The following is a 14431-nucleotide window of genomic DNA, read 5'->3' on the forward strand; positions in this document are numbered from 1 at the left end:
TTGACGCGCACAGCGCCGATCCCCACATGCAGTCCGAAACGATCGATCAAGGAGATCACGATGTCCCCTCTCACGACGGACAAGAACAGCTTTAAAACCGACGTGCTCGACTCGGCCGAACCGGTCGTGGTCGATTTCTGGGCCGAGTGGTGCGGCCCGTGTAAGATGATCGCGCCGTCGCTCGAGGAAATCTCCAAGGAAATGGCCGGCAAGGTGAAGGTCGCCAAGGTCAATATCGACGAGAACCCGGAACTGGCCGCCCAGTTCGGCGTGCGTTCGATCCCGACCTTGATGCTGTTCAAGGGCGGCGAAGTGGCCGACATCAAGGTCGGCGCCGCGCCGAAGACCGCACTGTCGGCCTGGATCGACAACGCGGTCGCGTAACCGGCTGCGCATCCAAGCAAAAAAGCCCGGCCGCCGCGCCGGGCTTTTTTGTTGGCTGGCGGGAAAGCGGTTCCGCCGGGCCGGACACGGTCCGCCGCCGCGCATGCGCAAGCGCCGGGGGGCGCTGGCTTCGGCCGCGATCGCGAGGCGCGCCGATAGCGTTTGCGGGCGAAGCGGAAGCCGGTTCGCCGTTCAAAACCGCGTTAAAACAATAAGATGGAGCCGGTCTGCGAACCCGTGAAAAGCAGAACGGCCTATTGCGGCGGGGTGCCGTTTTCGGCCAGAACTTCGCCGATCAGATAAAGCGATCCGCAAATCAGGATGCGCGGCGGCGGCTCGGTCTCGTCCCATGTCGCGCGCAACAGCTTCAGCGCATCGGCCGGCGAGTGGATCGGCTCGGCCGACAAGCCGGCCTCGCTGGCCCGCACGGCGAGTTCGGCATTGGGCACACCGGCCTCGGTGTTGTTGACCGGCACGGCGAAAACATGGCGCGCCATACCCTCGAAGGCGCGGAAATAATTCACCTGGTCCTTGGTGTTGATCATGCCGCAAATCAGGAACAGCGGGCGCGAATGCCGGTCCTCCTGCTCGGCCAGCGTCTCGGCGATCGCCGCCGCCGCGCCGGGATTGTGGCCGCCGTCGATCCACAGTTCGGCGCCGTCGGGCGCCAACGCCGCCATCAGCCCGTCGCCCAGGCGCTGCAGACGGCCCGGCCACTGCACGCCGGTCATGGCACGTTCGACGGCGTCGCCGGTCAGCGCGAATCCGGCCGCCTTGACCGCGGCGATGGCTGCGGCGGCGTTGGCGAGCTGATGCCGACCGGCCAGTCGGGGCATCGGCAGATCCATCAAGCCGTCCTCGTCCTGGTAGACCATGCGGCCGTGCTCGGACGCGGCCAGAAAGTCCTGGCCGTAGACGGAACAAGGCGCGTCCAGCCTGTCGGCGGTCGACACGATCACCTCGCGCACCGTGTCGGAATCCTGCTGGCCGACCACCACCGGCACGCCCGGCTTGATGATCCCCGCCTTTTCCACCGCGATCAGTTCGACACGGTCGCCGAGATAGGATTCGTGGTCGAGCGAGATCGGCATGATGACCGATACCGCGGGCCGCTCGATCATGTTGGTGGCGTCGAAGCGGCCGCCGAGGCCGACCTCGAGGATCGCCGCGTCGGCGGGGTGTTCGGAAAACAGCAGGAAGGTGACGGCGGTCAGGATCTCGAAGACGGTGATCTTGTCGCCGCCATTGGCCTCCGCGACCCGCGCGACCGCATCGGCAAGCACGTCGTCGGCCACCAGGCGTCCGCCGCCCGGCGCTCCCAGCCGATAGCGCTCGTGCCAGTTGACGAGATGCGGCGAGGTGTGGACATGGGTCGTCAACCCCGCGGCCTCGAGGAGCGCGCGCGCAAAGGCGGCGGCCGAGCCCTTGCCGTTGGTGCCGGCGATGTGGATCACCGGCGGCATGCGGCGATGCGGGTTGCCGAGGCGCTCGAGCAGCCGCGCGATCCGGCCCAGCGACAGATCGAAGCCTTTCGGGTGAAGCGTGGACAGCCGCGCAATCTCACGGTCGGCCTTGCTGGTCAAAATCTGCATGTCCCTTCCAAGATCATGGCGGGATGGGGTTGAACCCGATCGTTATGCTGCCCGGACCGACGGTGCTCCGCGTCGAAGCCGGCAGCCGTTCGTGTCGGGCCCGTGCCGCAGCGCGGTTCGCACGCGCGGCGCTTGCCCGACATCGGCGAGTTAGGCTTGGGGCTGTTCGTCTTGCGTTTCCGCCAGCGGCGCGGCCGGTTCTTCCTGCGCCATCGCCTCCTCCTGCGGCGCGTGGACGAGGATCTTGAGCAGGCGCGCGATGGTGGGTTTGAGCTCCGTGCGCGGCACGACCATGTCGACCATGCCGTGCTCCATCAAATATTCGGCCCGCTGGAAACCCTCCGGCAGTTTCTCGCGGATGGTCTGCGCGATCACTCTCGGACCGGCAAAGCCGATCAGGGCGCCGGGCTCGGCGATATGGACATCGCCGATCATCGCGTAGGACGCGGTAACGCCGCCCGTCGTCGGGTTGGTGAGAACCACGAGATAGGGCAGGCCGGCCTCCTTCAACCGGTCGACGGCGACCGTGGTGCGCGGCAATTGCATCAGCGACAGGATGCCCTCCTGCATGCGCGCCCCGCCCGAGGCGGCGAACAGGACGAGCGGACGCTTCATCTCGAGCGCGGTCTCCAGAGCGTGGATGATCGCTTCGCCGGCGGCCATGCCCAGCGAACCGCCCATGAAGGCGAAGTCCTGGACAACGGCGACGATCGGCAGTCCCTCGATGGTTCCGGTCGCGCCGAGCACCGTGTCGTCCATGCCGGTCTTGGCGCGGTTTTCGCGCAGCCGGTCGGTATAACGCTTCTCGTCGCGGAATTTCAGCGGGTCGGTGGCGACCTTCGGGTTCTCGAGCGCGTCGAACCGGCCGTCGTCAAAGAAGAATTTCAGCCGCTGGCGCGCCGAAATCTTCATGTGATGACCCGACGAGGGGATCACCCATTGATTGTCCTCGAGGTCCTTGTGAAAGACCATCTCGCCGGTTTCGGGACATTTGATCCACAAATTCTCCGGCATGTCGCGCCGGCCGAGCATGGAATTGATCTTGGGCCGGACGTAGTTGGTGATCCAGTTCATCGGTCGGGTCTCCGCATTCAGGAGAAGATGGGGCCGTCGGTCCGCCGTCGCAAGATATCGCCGCGACGGCGTTCTTCGGGGGCAAGGCCGGGGCGGGTCCGGCTTTCGGCGGGAATTGGGACGCGCTCAGCCGGCTTTTTCGGCCACAGCCTCAAGGAAAGCTTCGATCAAGGCAACATCCTTCTGGCCCGGCGCGCTCTCGACTCCGGACGACACGTCGATGCCCGGCGGAGAGAGCAGGCGCAGCGCCTCGCCGATATTGGCTTTGTTGAGGCCGCCTGAAAGCATGTAGTCGACGGACGGGTCAAGCCCGGCCAGCACCCGCCAGTCAAAGGCGACACCGTTGCCGCCGGGCAATGCGGAGCCTTTCGGCGGCTTGGCGTCGAACAGGAACCGGTCGGCAAGGCCGCGATAGGCCTCGACGGGGGCCAGATCGGCGGGCGCACTCACCGAAAACGCCTTCATCACCGGTAGGCCGTACCGCGCCCTGACCGCGGCCACCCGCTCGGGCGTTTCGCGTCCATGCAACTGCAACATATCGGGCTCCATCGCCGCGACGATGGCGTCGAGCGTCGCGTCGTCAGCGTCGACGGTCACGGCGACGGCCAGGGCGCGGCCGCGCGCGGCGCGGCGCAGGGCGCCCGCGCGCTGCGGGTCGACATGGCGCGGGCTCTTGTCGAAAAAGATGAAGCCGACATGGCTGGCGCCGCCCGCGAGCGCGGCGGCGACCGCCTCGGCCGTGCTCAATCCGCAAATCTTGATGTCCATGTCCCCGCAATACCCCCGGCCAATGCCGATGTCGAGACGCGCGGCCACCGGCGCCGCGACAGGCCGGGCGAACCTTTTGCGCCTGGATGTGTTATCGGAAGGGGAACAACGGAATTTTTCGATGAACATGTTCGAATGGGGCGTACACCGCCGCCCGGCGCCAAGGACGGTTTTGGATCCCGACACCCTGCTGACGCGCGGCGCGATGATCGCCGTGCTGCTGATCGGGCTTTTGGGCTTCGTCTTCATGCTGGTCGCCGGCGAATTCATCCTCGCCCCGCTGTCGCTGGCGATCGTCATCGGGCTGATGCTCGGACCGATCGCCACCCGGCTGGAAAAGCGCGGCCTGCCGTCCTGGCTGTCGGCGGTGATCGTGTGCCTGCTGTTCGTGGCGCTGGTCGCGTTGTTCGCCGCCGCCCTGATCGGACCCTTGTCCTATTGGACCGGGGAATTGCCGCGCATCTGGCAGAAACTGCAGATCCAGCTCGCCCAGCTTCGCGAACCCATCAACACGCTTCGCGACGTGCAGAACGAGCTGCGCACGGTCACCGGCGGCTCCGGCGTCACGGTGGAGGTCGACGAGGGCGGCGACGTCACCGACATCGCCATCATGGCGCCGGCGCTCGGCGCCCAGGTCCTGCTTTTCCTGGCCAGCCTGTTCTTCTTCATGGCGACGCGCCACGACATTCGCACGGGCATCATGAAGATCGTCGTCGACCGCCGCCTGCGCTGGCGCATCGCGCATATTTTTCGGGATGTCGAGACGCTGGTGTCGCGCTATCTGCTGTCGATCGCCGTCATCAATGTCGGGCTCGGGGTGGCGGTCTCGCTGGTGCTTTGGATCATCGGCGTGCCGTCGCCGGCGCTCTGGGGCATGCTCGCCATGTTGTTGAATTTCGTGGTCTATATCGGACCGGCGATCATGGCAGGGCTGTTGTTCGCAGTCGGGCTGGCGACGTTCGACACGCTTGCCGGCAGTTTCGTGCCGCCGCTGGCCTTCCTGGCCGTCAACCTGATGGAAGCGCAGTTCGTCACCCCGATGGTGCTCGGGCGGACCCTGACGCTGAACCCGTTCCTCGTGCTTCTGGCGCTGGCCTTCTGGATCTGGGTCTGGGGCCCGATCGGCGGCTTCATCGCCATCCCGGCGCTGCTGATCGCCTATGCCGTGTTGAGCAATCTCGTGCCGATCGGCCCGAAAGCGCCGCCACCGGGCGCGTGATCGCGGATCGCGCGTGAAAACCGGTATGGGGCGGCGACGGCCAGCGAACCATCAGGTGAACCGGATCGCCTGCAGCGCGCCGCCATTGCGCTTGAGCCAGGTCTTGGCCTCGTCGGTGCGCGGACACAATGTGCGGCACAGGCTCCAGAATTTCGGCCCGTGGTTCATTTCCTTCAGATGCGCCACCTCGTGCGCGACCAGATAGTCGATGACGGCAGGCGGCGCCATCATGATGCGCCACGAAAACGACAGCACCCCGTCGGCGGTGCACGAGCCCCAGCGGCTCGTCGTATCGCGATAGCGGACCGCTCGCGCCGGGCGGCCGACCGCGCCGGCATGGCGGGCGACCAGCGCCTCGATGTCGCGGCGCGCCTCGCGCTTGAGGAAGTCGGCCAGGCGCCGGGCCAGATGCGTGCGCTCGCCGTGGACGATCAGCGCCGGTTCGCCTTCGACGGCCGCCACCTCGACCGTGCCGCGGCGGCCGGGCTCGTGCACGATTAGATGCGGCACGCCGCGCAGCGGGATCTTGATCCCGGGCCGGACCTGCGGTCGGTCGGGAAATTTTTCCAGCCGCGCCTCGAGCCAGCCGCGATGGGTTTCCAGGAAACGGTCGATCTCGCGCGGCGGCAGGCCGGGCGGCACCGTCACCCGCAAACCCTGGCCGCCGGCGTCTATCCGCAGCGTCAGGCGCCGGGCGCGCGCGTTCTCCACGATCTTCAGCGGCAGGGCGCGTCCGGCGACATCGTGCACGCGCTCGATCGGAACGGCGCGCTTGGCACGGGCAGGCGGTTTTCTCAGTCCGGAGAACATGGCGCGACGTTAAGCGATTCGCCGGCCAAGCGGGAGATCGTCGTGACGGAGCGAGCCGACTCGCCGCGGGCGCGCAATTTTACTCGAACCTTTCTTCGTCCCGCCGCGACCAAGAAGCGGCGGCGGGATCGGCCCGTCGCGACAAGGGAAGGGAAAACCATGGTCAGGAAAATCGCCATGCTGACGGCCGTCATAGCGCTCGCCGCCTTCGCCACCTCGCTGGCGGCGGATGCCTATGCGCGCGACGGGGGCGGACCGCCGCCCCATGTCTACAAGCGTTCGAAGCCGGCCAAAACCACAAGACCCGCGGCCACGTCGTCGGTCGAAACCGACCGGCGGGGCGGCGAGAAGCCCGCCAAGCGCCGGCCCGCCGGCAAGACCTGCCCGGCTGCCGGGAACCCCGGCCTGTGCGACAATCGGGGCGGCCGCTGAGTGCGTCGCCCAAAGCGGCCAACAAAAACGGCGCCGTCGATGCGGCGCCGTTCACAATCGTTGCGGCTCTGCCTTCAGTCGTCGAGCAGGCCGCTCGCCTTGTCGTCGCTCGGCTTCTCGTTGCGCCGGCGTTCGCGGTCGGCCATGAAGCGGTCGAATTCTTCTTGGTCCTTGGCCCGACGCAATTCGCGCAGATAGTCGTCGAACTCCTGGCGCATTTCTTCCAGCTTGCGCCGCTCGGCCTCGATGCGCTCGAGCTCCTTGCTGCGCCAGTCGTCGAAAGCGACATTGCCGGTGCGGGCGTGGCGGCTGCGACGGCCGCCCTTGTGGGCGCGGCAGGAGGCGAAAAATCCGTCAGTCGCCTCGTTCACGTCGCGCTTGAAACCATCGAGCCGATCGCCCCACAAGATGTAAGCGAGCATGGCGAGGCCAAGCGGCCAGAACACGATGAAGCCAAGCACCATCAGCGCAATCGTCGCCGGCGTCCAGGCCGGGCGGATCAGTGCACTCGTGGTCATATTTTCCGGTTCCTTCCGTTCGAAGCAGCCCATCCGGCTGCATGAAATCGAGATGGGCACAAGACGGGGTCGTTTCAAGACAAACGCCAAGTAGAACCGGATAATCTCCTGATAATTCTTCCTTTTTTTCAGGCGCCTTCGGAAACCGGGCGGCGTTCCGGCGCCGGGCGGCCTGCCGTGCCGTCGCCGCCGGAACGGGCTTTGGCGGCGGGCGGGACGGGCTTAGCGCGCCCCCGCGTTCACCGCCGCGCGCGCGGCGAGATCGGCGAGCGCGCGGCGCAGCAGGGCGATATCCTGCGGCCGCGACAGGCGGTGATCGCCATCGCGGATCAGCGTCAGCGTGACATCCTCGGCCGGCAGATGGTCGACCAGTTTCAGCGCATGCGCGTAGGGCACGTCCGGGTCCTGCATGCCCTGAAGCACCGTCACCGGGCAATGGGTCTCGATCAGGCCGGTGAGCACGCGGTTGCGCGCGCCGTCCTCGAACAGGGCGCGGGTGTAAAGGTCGGGCTCCGGCCCGTATTCGGAGGGTTCCTCGAAATAGCCCCGCTGCTCCAGGTCGCGGCGATGGCGGTCCGTCAATTGCGGCTCCATCAGCTCGACGGTGAAGTCGGGCGCCGGCGCGATCAGCACCAGGCCGGCGACGCGATCGTCGGGTGCGCCGCGATTGAGTTCCTGCACCATGCGCAGCGCGATCCAGGCGCCCATCGAGGAGCCGACCAGGATCTGCGGGCCGTCGGTGAAATGGCGAAACACCGCCAGGCTTTCGGCCAGCCAGCGCGAAATCGTGCCGTCGCGGAACGCGCCGCCGGATTCGCCGTGGCCGGAATAATCGTGACGGACACAGGCATGGCCGTTCTCGGCCGCCCACAAATCGAGCTGCTCGGCCTTGGTGCCCCGCATGTCGGAACGGTAGCCGCCGAGCCAGACCAGGCCGGGTGCCCGGCCCTGGCGACGCCGGACGGCGATCGGCACGCTGTCGACATCGAGCATTTCCACGGGGTGTTGTGCCATGCGTCATCCTCCGGGCGCCCTTTTGGCACAGGGCGCGCCGCGGGCAAAGGCCCGCCTTTCGCCGCAGTCGCCGCGCAAGCGGGAAGATGGTTTTTTTTGCGCTATCGTGCTATTGACATGGCCCCGAGCGCACCGACATAGACCGCTCGATGCCTTGGGCGGGCCGGATCGCCGTCCCCGAACGTCAACGGAACAAGGAGAATACGACCATTCGCAGACCTTACAAAGCCGCGGCGCCCGTCAAGGAAGGCCCGCGCGCCAATCGCGACATCCGGGCCCCCAGGGTCCAACTCATCGACCCCGACGGACAAAACCGGGGCGCGGTTTCCATACAGGAAGCGCTGGAAGCTGCCGAGGATCTCGGTCTCGACCTGGTCGAGATCGCGCCGAACTCCGATCCGCCGGTGTGCAAGATCATCGATCTCGGCAAGCTGAAATACCAGACCCAGAAAAAGGCGGCCGAAGCGCGGCGCAACCAGAAGGTCATCGAGATCAAAGAGATCAAGATGCGCCCCAATATCGACGACCACGATTACGAAACCAAGATGAAGGCCGTGCGCCGCTTCTTCGAGGAAGGCGACAAGGTCAAGCTGACGCTGCGCTTCCGTGGACGCGAGATGGCCCATCTGGAGCTCGGCATGCAGCTCTTGAACCGGGTGCGCGCCGAGGTGGAGGAAATCGCCAAGGTCGAGGCCGAACCCAAGCTGGAAGGCCGCCAGATGATGATGGTGCTTTCTCCGAGATAATTTCACCGGCGGCCACGGGCGGCGGGGCCAGCGGCCCGTGGCGGTCGCGACCGGCGCATGACGCGGGCGCTTCGAAGAGGTGGCGGGTTGGATTTCGTGGTCGCCGTCGGGCTCCTGACCGGGCGACGTTCGCCGGTCTTCTTGCCCTCTTGCCCTTCGACGCCCCAATCGCTATAAGGCCGGCGTTCAAAGAGCCGCCCGGCAGGGCATGCCGTGGCGGTTTCTTATGCTTTCCGGATGCTGGTCCATCCGGAGCGATATGGCCTCGCGCGCGAGGCGAATAAGAAGAGGAAAGCAAAATGCCCAAGATGAAGACCAAATCGTCGGTCAAGAAGCGGTTCAAGGTGACCGCGACCGGCAAGGTGAAGGTTCAGGCCGCCGGCAAGCGCCACGGCATGATCAAGCGCTCCAACAAGTTCATCCGTAACGCACGCGGCACGACCGTTCTTTCCGATCCCGATACGAGGATCGTGAAGAAGTTCATGCCTTACGGCCTTTGAAACGCCGGACGCTGCAGGAAGCAATTTAAGGAGAGCATGTCATGGCCCGCGTGAAGAGGGGCGTCACCGCCCACGCCAAGCACAAGAAAGTTATGAAGGCCGCCAAGGGTTTCTACGGCCGCCGCAAGAACACGATCCGCATCGCCAAGCAGGCGGTGGAGAAGTCGCTGCAATACGCCTATCGCGACCGCAAGAACCGCAAGCGCAATTTCCGCGCCCTGTGGATCCAGCGCATCAATGCCGGCGCCCGCGAGCACGGCCTGACCTATGGCCGCCTGATCGACGGCCTCAACAAGGCCGGCATCGAGGTCGACCGCAAGGTGCTGGCCGACATGGCCGTGCACGAGCCGCAGGCCTTCGCCGCGCTGGTCGCCAAGGCGAAGACCGCGCTGGAATATCTGAAAGACACGACCCCGAACGCTTTTGAGCGCGCTGTAGCCTAACCAGCGCCTTCCCAAGCTTTCGAAAACTGGTATTTGGGAAACCCGCGCTGGCAGGGCCGGCGCGGGTTTTTCCGTGTGACGCTGAAGACACCGATCCGGCCGGCCGGATCGCGAAACGGTACCGACAAAGGCAAGCGAGCAACGCCGTGACCGAACAGATGACAGACTTGAAAACGCTTGAGGCGACAGTGCTGGCCGAGATCGCGGCCGCTTCCGACGAGGCGGCGCTCGAAGCCGTGCGCGTGTCGGCCCTCGGCAAGAAGGGCTCCGTCTCCGAACGGCTGAAGATGCTGGGGACGATGACGCCGGAGGAACGCAAGCAGATGGGCCCGGCGCTGAACGGGCTGAAGACCAGCGTCGGCGAGGCGCTGGCCGCGCGCAAGGCCGAACTGCACCGGGAGGCGATCGCCGCGCGCCTGGCGGCCGAAACCGTCGACGTCACGCTGCCGGTGCGCCAGGCGCCGGCCGAGCGCGGCCGCATCCATCCGATCAGCCAGGTGATCGACGAGATCACCGCGATCTTCGGCGATCTCGGCTTCGCGATCGCCGAGGGGCCCGACATCGAGACCGACTATTACAATTTCACCGCGCTGAACTTCCCCGAAGGCCACCCGGCGCGCGAAATGCACGACACGTTCTTCTTCCCGCCCGGCGAGAACGGCGAGCGCAAGCTGTTGCGCACCCACACCTCGCCGGTGCAGATCCACACCATGGAGGCGCAAAAGCCGCCGATCCGCATCGTCATTCCGGGCAAGACCTACCGGCAGGATTCCGACGCCACCCATTCGCCGATGTTCCACCAGCTCGAAGGGCTGGTCGTCGACCGGACCTCGACCGTGGCCAACATGAAGTGGGTGCTGGAGGAGTTCTGCAAGGCGTTCTTCGAGGTGCCGTCGCTCAACATGCGCTTCCGGCCGTCCTTCTTCCCGTTCACCGAGCCGTCGCTGGAACTCGACATCCAGTGCGACCGGTCCAGGCCGGGCGAGGTGCGTTTCGGCGAGGGCTCCGACTGGATGGAAATCCTCGGCTGCGGCATGGTCCACCCCAACGTGCTGAGGATGTCGGGGCTGGATCCGGACGAATATCAGGGCTTTGCCTGGGGCATGGGCATCGACCGGATCGCGACGCTGAAATACGGCATGCCGGACCTGCGCGACTATTTCAACGCCGATACGCGCTGGCTGCAGCATTACGGTTTCCGCCCGCTCGACCTGCCGACCCTGTTTGGAGGGCTCAGCACATGACCGACACACTCCATAGCGGCGGGTGCCGCTGCGGGGCGGTGCGCTTTTCCGCCTCGGTCGCGCCGCACCACATCAGCTATTGCCATTGCCACGACTGCCGCCGCGCCAGCGGCGCGCCGGTCTCCGCCTTCGTCGGCTTCAAGAAGGAGCATGTGACGTTCGACGGCGACACGCTGAAAGCCTTCGAGAACGGCCCGGTGGCGCGCAGCTTCTGTGGCGTCTGCGGTTCGCCGGTCGCCTATGTCGACGACCGGCTGCCGGACGACGTGTGGATCGCACTCGGCGCCATGGACCAGCCGGCCGCCTACAAGCCCAGCCATCACGCCTATGTGCGCGAGCAGCTGCCGTTCGTGCACATGCCGGATTCGCTGCCGCGACACGTCAAATTCAGCGTACCGAGACCGACGGAAGACACGCAATGAAATTCACCCTTTCCTGGCTCAAGGACCATCTCAACACCGACGCCTCGCTCGACGAGATCGTCGAACGGCTGACCATGATCGGGCTCGAGGTCGAATCCGTCGACGACAAGGCGGCGCTGAAGCCGTTCGTGATCGCCAGGGTGCTGACGGCCGAAAAACACCCCGACGCCGACAAGCTCAAGGTGCTGTCGGTCGACACGGGCAGCGGCGCGCCGGTGCAGGTGGTGTGCGGCGCCCCCAACGCGCGCGCCGGCCTGGTCGGCGCCTTCGCCGCGCCCGGCGCCTATGTGCCGGGCATCGACGTCACGCTGTCGGTCGGCAAGATCCGCGGCGTGGAAAGCCACGGCATGATGTGCTCGGAGCGCGAATTGCAGCTTTCCGACGAGCATACCGGCATTATCGACCTGCCCGAGAACGCGCCGGTGGGCGCGTCCTTCGCCGAATGGGCCAAGCTCGACGATCCGGTGATCGAGATCGGCCTGACGCCGAACCGCCCCGACGCCACCGGCGTTTACGGCATCGCCCGCGACCTCGCCGCCAGCGGGCTCGGCACGCTCAGGTCCGGCGCGGTCGAACCGGTCGAAGGCGAGGGCAAATGCCCGGTTTCCGTCACGCTCGAGGCGCCCGATCTGTGCCCCGGCTTCGCGCTCAGACTGGTACGGGGGGTGAAGAACGGGCCGTCGCCGAAATGGCTGCAGCAGCGACTGATCGCCATTGGGCTCAGGCCGATCAACGCGCTGGTCGACATCACCAATTACGTTACCTTCGACCGCGGCCGGCCGCTGCACGTGTTCGACGCGGCCAAGGTGAAGGGCGATCTGGTGGTGCGCCGCGCGCGCGCCGGCGAAAAGGTGCTGGCGCTGGACGGCGCGGACTATGCGCTGACGCCCGACATGTGCGTGATCGCCGACGACAACGGCGTGGAATCGATCGCCGGCATCATGGGCGGCGAGCTTTCGGGCTGCGAGGACGGCACCACCGACGTGCTGATCGAATCCGCGCTCTGGGATCCGATGGCGACGGCGCGCACCGGCCGCGAACTCGGCATCATCACCGACGCACGCTACCGGTTCGAACGCGGCGTCGATCCAGAGTTCATGGTCGCGGGCCTGGATCTGGGCACGCGCATGGTGCTCGAATTCTGCGGCGGCACGCCGAGCGAACCGGAAATCGTGCTGGGCACGCCGACCGCCAGGGACGGAGAGATCGTCGGTGAAACCGGCCACCATTACCGCGAAGTCGACTTCCCGCTGTCGGAGACCAAGCGCCTGACCGGCCTGGACGTCGACCGGGCCGAAAGCATCGCCATCCTGAAGCGCCTCGGTTTCGTTCCGAAAGGCGCGACGGACGGCGCGGTCGTGCGCTTCGTCGTGCCGTCCTGGCGCCCCGACGTCGATGGCAAGGCCGATCTGGTCGAGGAGGTGATGCGCATTCACGGCGTCAACCGGATCGCGCCGGCGCCGCTGCCGCAGACGACGGCCGTCGGCAGCCGCATCCTGACCACGCTGCAAAACCGCACCCGCGCCGCGCGCCGCGCGCTGGCCGTGCGCGGCATGATGGAGGCGGTCACCTGGTCGTTCATTCCCGAACGCCACGCCGCGCTGTTCGGCGGCGGCGCGCCGGCGCTGAAACTGTCGAACCCGATCGCCGCCGACATGTCGGACATGCGGCCCTCGCTGCTGCCGGGCCTGATCGCGGCGGCGCAGCGCAACGCCGATCGCGGTTTCGGCGACATCGCCCTGTTCGAGGTCTCGGGCACCTATCAGGGCGACCGGCCCGAGGACCAGCGCCGGGTCGCCGGCGGCGTGCGCCGCGGCACCGCCACGCTGGAGGGCGCGGGCCGGCACTGGGCCGGCAACGCGGCGACCGTGGGCGTGTTCGACGCCAAGGCCGACGCGCTCGCCGCGCTGGAGGCGGCCGGCGCGCCGGTCGACAAGCTGACGATCGAGGCCGGCGGGCCGGACTGGTATCACCCCGGCCGTTCCGGCACGATCAAGCTCGGGCCGAAGAACCTGCTCGGCACGTTCGGCGAGTTCCATCCCGACACGCTGGAGGCGCTCGACGCGGCCGGGCCGATCTGCGGCTTCGAGGTCTATCTCGACGCCGTGCCCGAGCCCAAGGCCAAGGCGCCCCGCACCAAGCCGCGCCTCGACCTGTCGCCATTCCAGGCGGTGAAGCGCGATTTCGCCTTCGTGGTCGACAAAGGTGTGGCCGCCGGCGTCCTCACGCGCGCGGTCGCGGCCGCCGACAAGAAGCTGATTGCCGGCGTGTCGGTGTTCGACGTGTTCGAGGGCGCTTCGATCGGGGCCGACAAGAAGTCGATCGCGATCGAGGTCGCCATCCAGCCGCAGGAGCGCACGCTGACCGACGAGGATTTCGAGGCGCTGTCGGCCCGGATCGTTGCAAACGTGGAAAAGCAGACCGGCGGCGTCCTGCGCGGCTAACCGTCAGCCGATTGAGAGCAACTTTATTACGAACCTATCGACATCGTGCAAATAGACAACTCGAAGTGATGGCAAACCGGACCTCGTCGGAAGCGTCTTATATATTCGATGATTCTGTCCTTGGAAGCGGATTGGCTCTCCGATGCGATGGCCATTTCGCGCAATCAGCCATACAAGGCCATCCCATAGTTCAGAAAGACCACTATTGTCGGTAATGGCCTGGGAAATTAGTTCGGTTACGCGTTGAGATTCAACGACTTCGAATGCGTTACGACTACCCGGACCGATTCTCATGCAAGAGCTTCAAGTTCTCTTTCCGCCCAAGCAATATCGTCTTCAGTGATCTCCGCATTGCGGAAGGCGAGGGCTGCACCAAGAGGTATCGTTTCGCCCATCTCCGCCGAATCCCAGAGAAGGTCGTGCGTCATTTCACTAATCGACACTGCCGTATGGCCATTGCAAATCCACTCAATCATCTGATCGATAATAGCAATCGCATTCGGGTCAAAACGGCTGATATCAGCCTCTTTTAGCGCCCAAAATTCTCGCTTCGGCCTCCCAAAATATTCAACTTCGCGACTCACAATTCGTCCCTGCTCTTCAAGTTCGCGAGTTGCTGCTGGTACGTGTTTGGGAACCGGTCCAAATTGCCGCTTTACGTATTCGTCACCAGTGATAGAGGTGCCAAAACGCTCGTAGTAAGCAACATCGGCGAACCAAAGAATCTTGTTGAGCTTTGTCGCTCCCAAGTCGTCAGGTCGACAACGAGACACAACATAATGGACAGCATCATTGAGCTTTTGGTATTGAGTCATGATTCG

At 65.8% G+C, this 14431-nt stretch carries 15 protein-coding genes and 1 pseudogene; 9 read left to right on the forward strand and 7 right to left on the reverse strand.

Annotated features, from left to right (window positions below; all coding sequences use genetic code 11):
* The first annotated feature begins 54 nt into the window (after window positions 1-54).
* The gene (gene trxA, locus C7T96_RS19785; protein ID WP_280951747.1) at window positions 55-384 is read left to right on the forward strand and encodes a thioredoxin; all 330 of its coding nucleotides are present in this window, start codon (window positions 55-57) and stop codon (window positions 382-384) included.
* Between the two features lie 254 nt (window positions 385-638).
* On the opposite strand, the gene C7T96_RS19790 is transcribed toward trxA, so the two are convergent.
* From C7T96_RS19790 to C7T96_RS19800, 3 genes and pseudogenes are all read right to left on the reverse strand, one after another.
* Entirely contained in the window at window positions 639-1970 is a 1332-nt protein-coding gene (locus C7T96_RS19790) for a folylpolyglutamate synthase/dihydrofolate synthase family protein (protein ID WP_106573043.1), read from the reverse strand.
* 186 nt (window positions 1971-2156) lie between these two features.
* A pseudogene (gene accD, locus C7T96_RS19795) lies at window positions 2157-3050 on the reverse strand (acetyl-CoA carboxylase, carboxyltransferase subunit beta); the annotation flags it as partial.
* 126 nt (window positions 3051-3176) lie between these two features.
* Window positions 3177-3818: a phosphoribosylanthranilate isomerase gene (locus tag C7T96_RS19800; RefSeq protein WP_106573044.1), complete on the reverse strand. Its 642-nt coding sequence runs from the start codon at window positions 3816-3818 to the stop codon at window positions 3177-3179.
* Window positions 3819-3939: 121 nt separating this feature from the next.
* Here C7T96_RS19800 and C7T96_RS19805 point away from each other — a divergent pair, with 121 nt between their 5' ends.
* Complete coding sequence (locus C7T96_RS19805; protein ID WP_245414187.1) at window positions 3940-5037, forward strand: AI-2E family transporter; 1098 nt, start codon at window positions 3940-3942, stop codon at window positions 5035-5037.
* A gap of 51 nt (window positions 5038-5088) precedes the next feature.
* On the opposite strand, the gene C7T96_RS19810 is transcribed toward C7T96_RS19805, so the two are convergent.
* Window positions 5089-5847: a M48 family metallopeptidase gene (locus C7T96_RS19810; protein ID WP_106572984.1), complete on the reverse strand. Its 759-nt coding sequence runs from the start codon at window positions 5845-5847 to the stop codon at window positions 5089-5091.
* Here C7T96_RS19810 and C7T96_RS24245 point away from each other — a divergent pair.
* A complete protein-coding gene (locus C7T96_RS24245; protein ID WP_164749898.1) occupies window positions 5782-6279 on the forward strand; it encodes a hypothetical protein in 498 nt (165 codons plus the stop codon). The two genes, C7T96_RS19810 and C7T96_RS24245, sit on opposite strands and share 66 nt — an antisense overlap.
* A gap of 74 nt (window positions 6280-6353) precedes the next feature.
* Here the strand turns inward: C7T96_RS24245 and C7T96_RS19820 are convergent, their stop codons facing one another.
* Window positions 6354-6797, reverse strand: coding sequence for a DUF2852 domain-containing protein (locus C7T96_RS19820; RefSeq protein ID WP_106573046.1), 444 nt, complete (start codon window positions 6795-6797; stop codon window positions 6354-6356).
* A gap of 222 nt (window positions 6798-7019) precedes the next feature.
* A complete protein-coding gene (locus tag C7T96_RS19825) occupies window positions 7020-7811 on the reverse strand; it encodes an alpha/beta hydrolase (RefSeq protein WP_106572986.1) in 792 nt (263 codons plus the stop codon).
* Between the two features lie 209 nt (window positions 7812-8020).
* On the opposite strand from C7T96_RS19825, the gene infC reads away from it, so the two are divergent.
* From infC to pheT, 6 genes are all read left to right on the forward strand, one after another.
* Window positions 8021-8557 (forward strand): translation initiation factor IF-3, encoded by a 537-nt coding sequence (gene infC / locus C7T96_RS19830; protein WP_106573047.1) that lies wholly within the window; start codon window positions 8021-8023, stop codon window positions 8555-8557.
* 299 nt (window positions 8558-8856) lie between these two features.
* The gene (gene rpmI, locus C7T96_RS19835) at window positions 8857-9057 is read left to right on the forward strand and encodes a 50S ribosomal protein L35 (protein WP_106572987.1); all 201 of its coding nucleotides are present in this window, start codon (window positions 8857-8859) and stop codon (window positions 9055-9057) included.
* A gap of 41 nt (window positions 9058-9098) precedes the next feature.
* Window positions 9099-9500 carry a 50S ribosomal protein L20 gene (gene rplT, locus C7T96_RS19840; protein WP_106572988.1) on the forward strand — a complete coding sequence of 134 codons (402 nt, stop codon included), beginning with the start codon at window positions 9099-9101 and terminating at the stop codon, window positions 9498-9500.
* A gap of 158 nt (window positions 9501-9658) precedes the next feature.
* Window positions 9659-10744 (forward strand): phenylalanine--tRNA ligase subunit alpha, encoded by a 1086-nt coding sequence (pheS, locus tag C7T96_RS19845; RefSeq protein WP_106573048.1) that lies wholly within the window; start codon window positions 9659-9661, stop codon window positions 10742-10744.
* The gene (locus tag C7T96_RS19850) at window positions 10741-11166 is read left to right on the forward strand and encodes a GFA family protein (RefSeq protein WP_106572989.1); all 426 of its coding nucleotides are present in this window, start codon (window positions 10741-10743) and stop codon (window positions 11164-11166) included. The genes pheS and C7T96_RS19850 overlap by 4 nt, the downstream gene beginning before the upstream one ends.
* Window positions 11163-13610, forward strand: coding sequence for a phenylalanine--tRNA ligase subunit beta (pheT, locus tag C7T96_RS19855; protein WP_106572990.1), 2448 nt, complete (start codon window positions 11163-11165; stop codon window positions 13608-13610). Before C7T96_RS19850 ends, pheT begins: the two co-directional genes overlap by 4 nt.
* 290 nt (window positions 13611-13900) lie before the next feature.
* Here pheT and C7T96_RS19860 read toward each other — a convergent pair whose 3' ends face one another.
* Window positions 13901-14425 (reverse strand): Panacea domain-containing protein, encoded by a 525-nt coding sequence (locus C7T96_RS19860; RefSeq protein ID WP_106572991.1) that lies wholly within the window; start codon window positions 14423-14425, stop codon window positions 13901-13903.
* Between the last annotated feature and the right edge of the window lie 6 nt (window positions 14426-14431).

Origin of the sequence: Nitratireductor sp. StC3 (genome assembly GCF_003015025.1) — a bacterium.
Lineage (GTDB): Bacteria > Pseudomonadota > Alphaproteobacteria > Rhizobiales > Rhizobiaceae > Mangrovimarina > Mangrovimarina alexandrii.

Coding starts and splice junctions, on each gene's coding strand:
- C7T96_RS19800 (WP_106573044.1), bottom strand. CDS start 3,818: ATGGACATCAAGATTTGCGGATTGAGCACGGCCGAGGCGGTCGCCGCC.
- C7T96_RS19805 (WP_245414187.1), top strand. CDS start 3,940: ATGAACATGTTCGAATGGGGCGTACACCGCCGCCCGGCGCCAAGGACG.
- C7T96_RS19810 (WP_106572984.1), bottom strand. CDS start 5,847: ATGTTCTCCGGACTGAGAAAACCGCCTGCCCGTGCCAAGCGCGCCGTT.
- C7T96_RS19820 (WP_106573046.1), bottom strand. CDS start 6,797: ATGACCACGAGTGCACTGATCCGCCCGGCCTGGACGCCGGCGACGATT.
- C7T96_RS19825 (WP_106572986.1), bottom strand. CDS start 7,811: ATGGCACAACACCCCGTGGAAATGCTCGATGTCGACAGCGTGCCGATC.
- rpmI (WP_106572987.1), top strand. CDS start 8,857: ATGCCCAAGATGAAGACCAAATCGTCGGTCAAGAAGCGGTTCAAGGTG.
- rplT (WP_106572988.1), top strand. CDS start 9,099: ATGGCCCGCGTGAAGAGGGGCGTCACCGCCCACGCCAAGCACAAGAAA.
- pheS (WP_106573048.1), top strand. CDS start 9,659: ATGACAGACTTGAAAACGCTTGAGGCGACAGTGCTGGCCGAGATCGCG.
- C7T96_RS19850 (WP_106572989.1), top strand. CDS start 10,741: ATGACCGACACACTCCATAGCGGCGGGTGCCGCTGCGGGGCGGTGCGC.
- pheT (WP_106572990.1), top strand. CDS start 11,163: ATGAAATTCACCCTTTCCTGGCTCAAGGACCATCTCAACACCGACGCC.
- C7T96_RS19860 (WP_106572991.1), bottom strand. CDS start 14,425: ATGACTCAATACCAAAAGCTCAATGATGCTGTCCATTATGTTGTGTCT.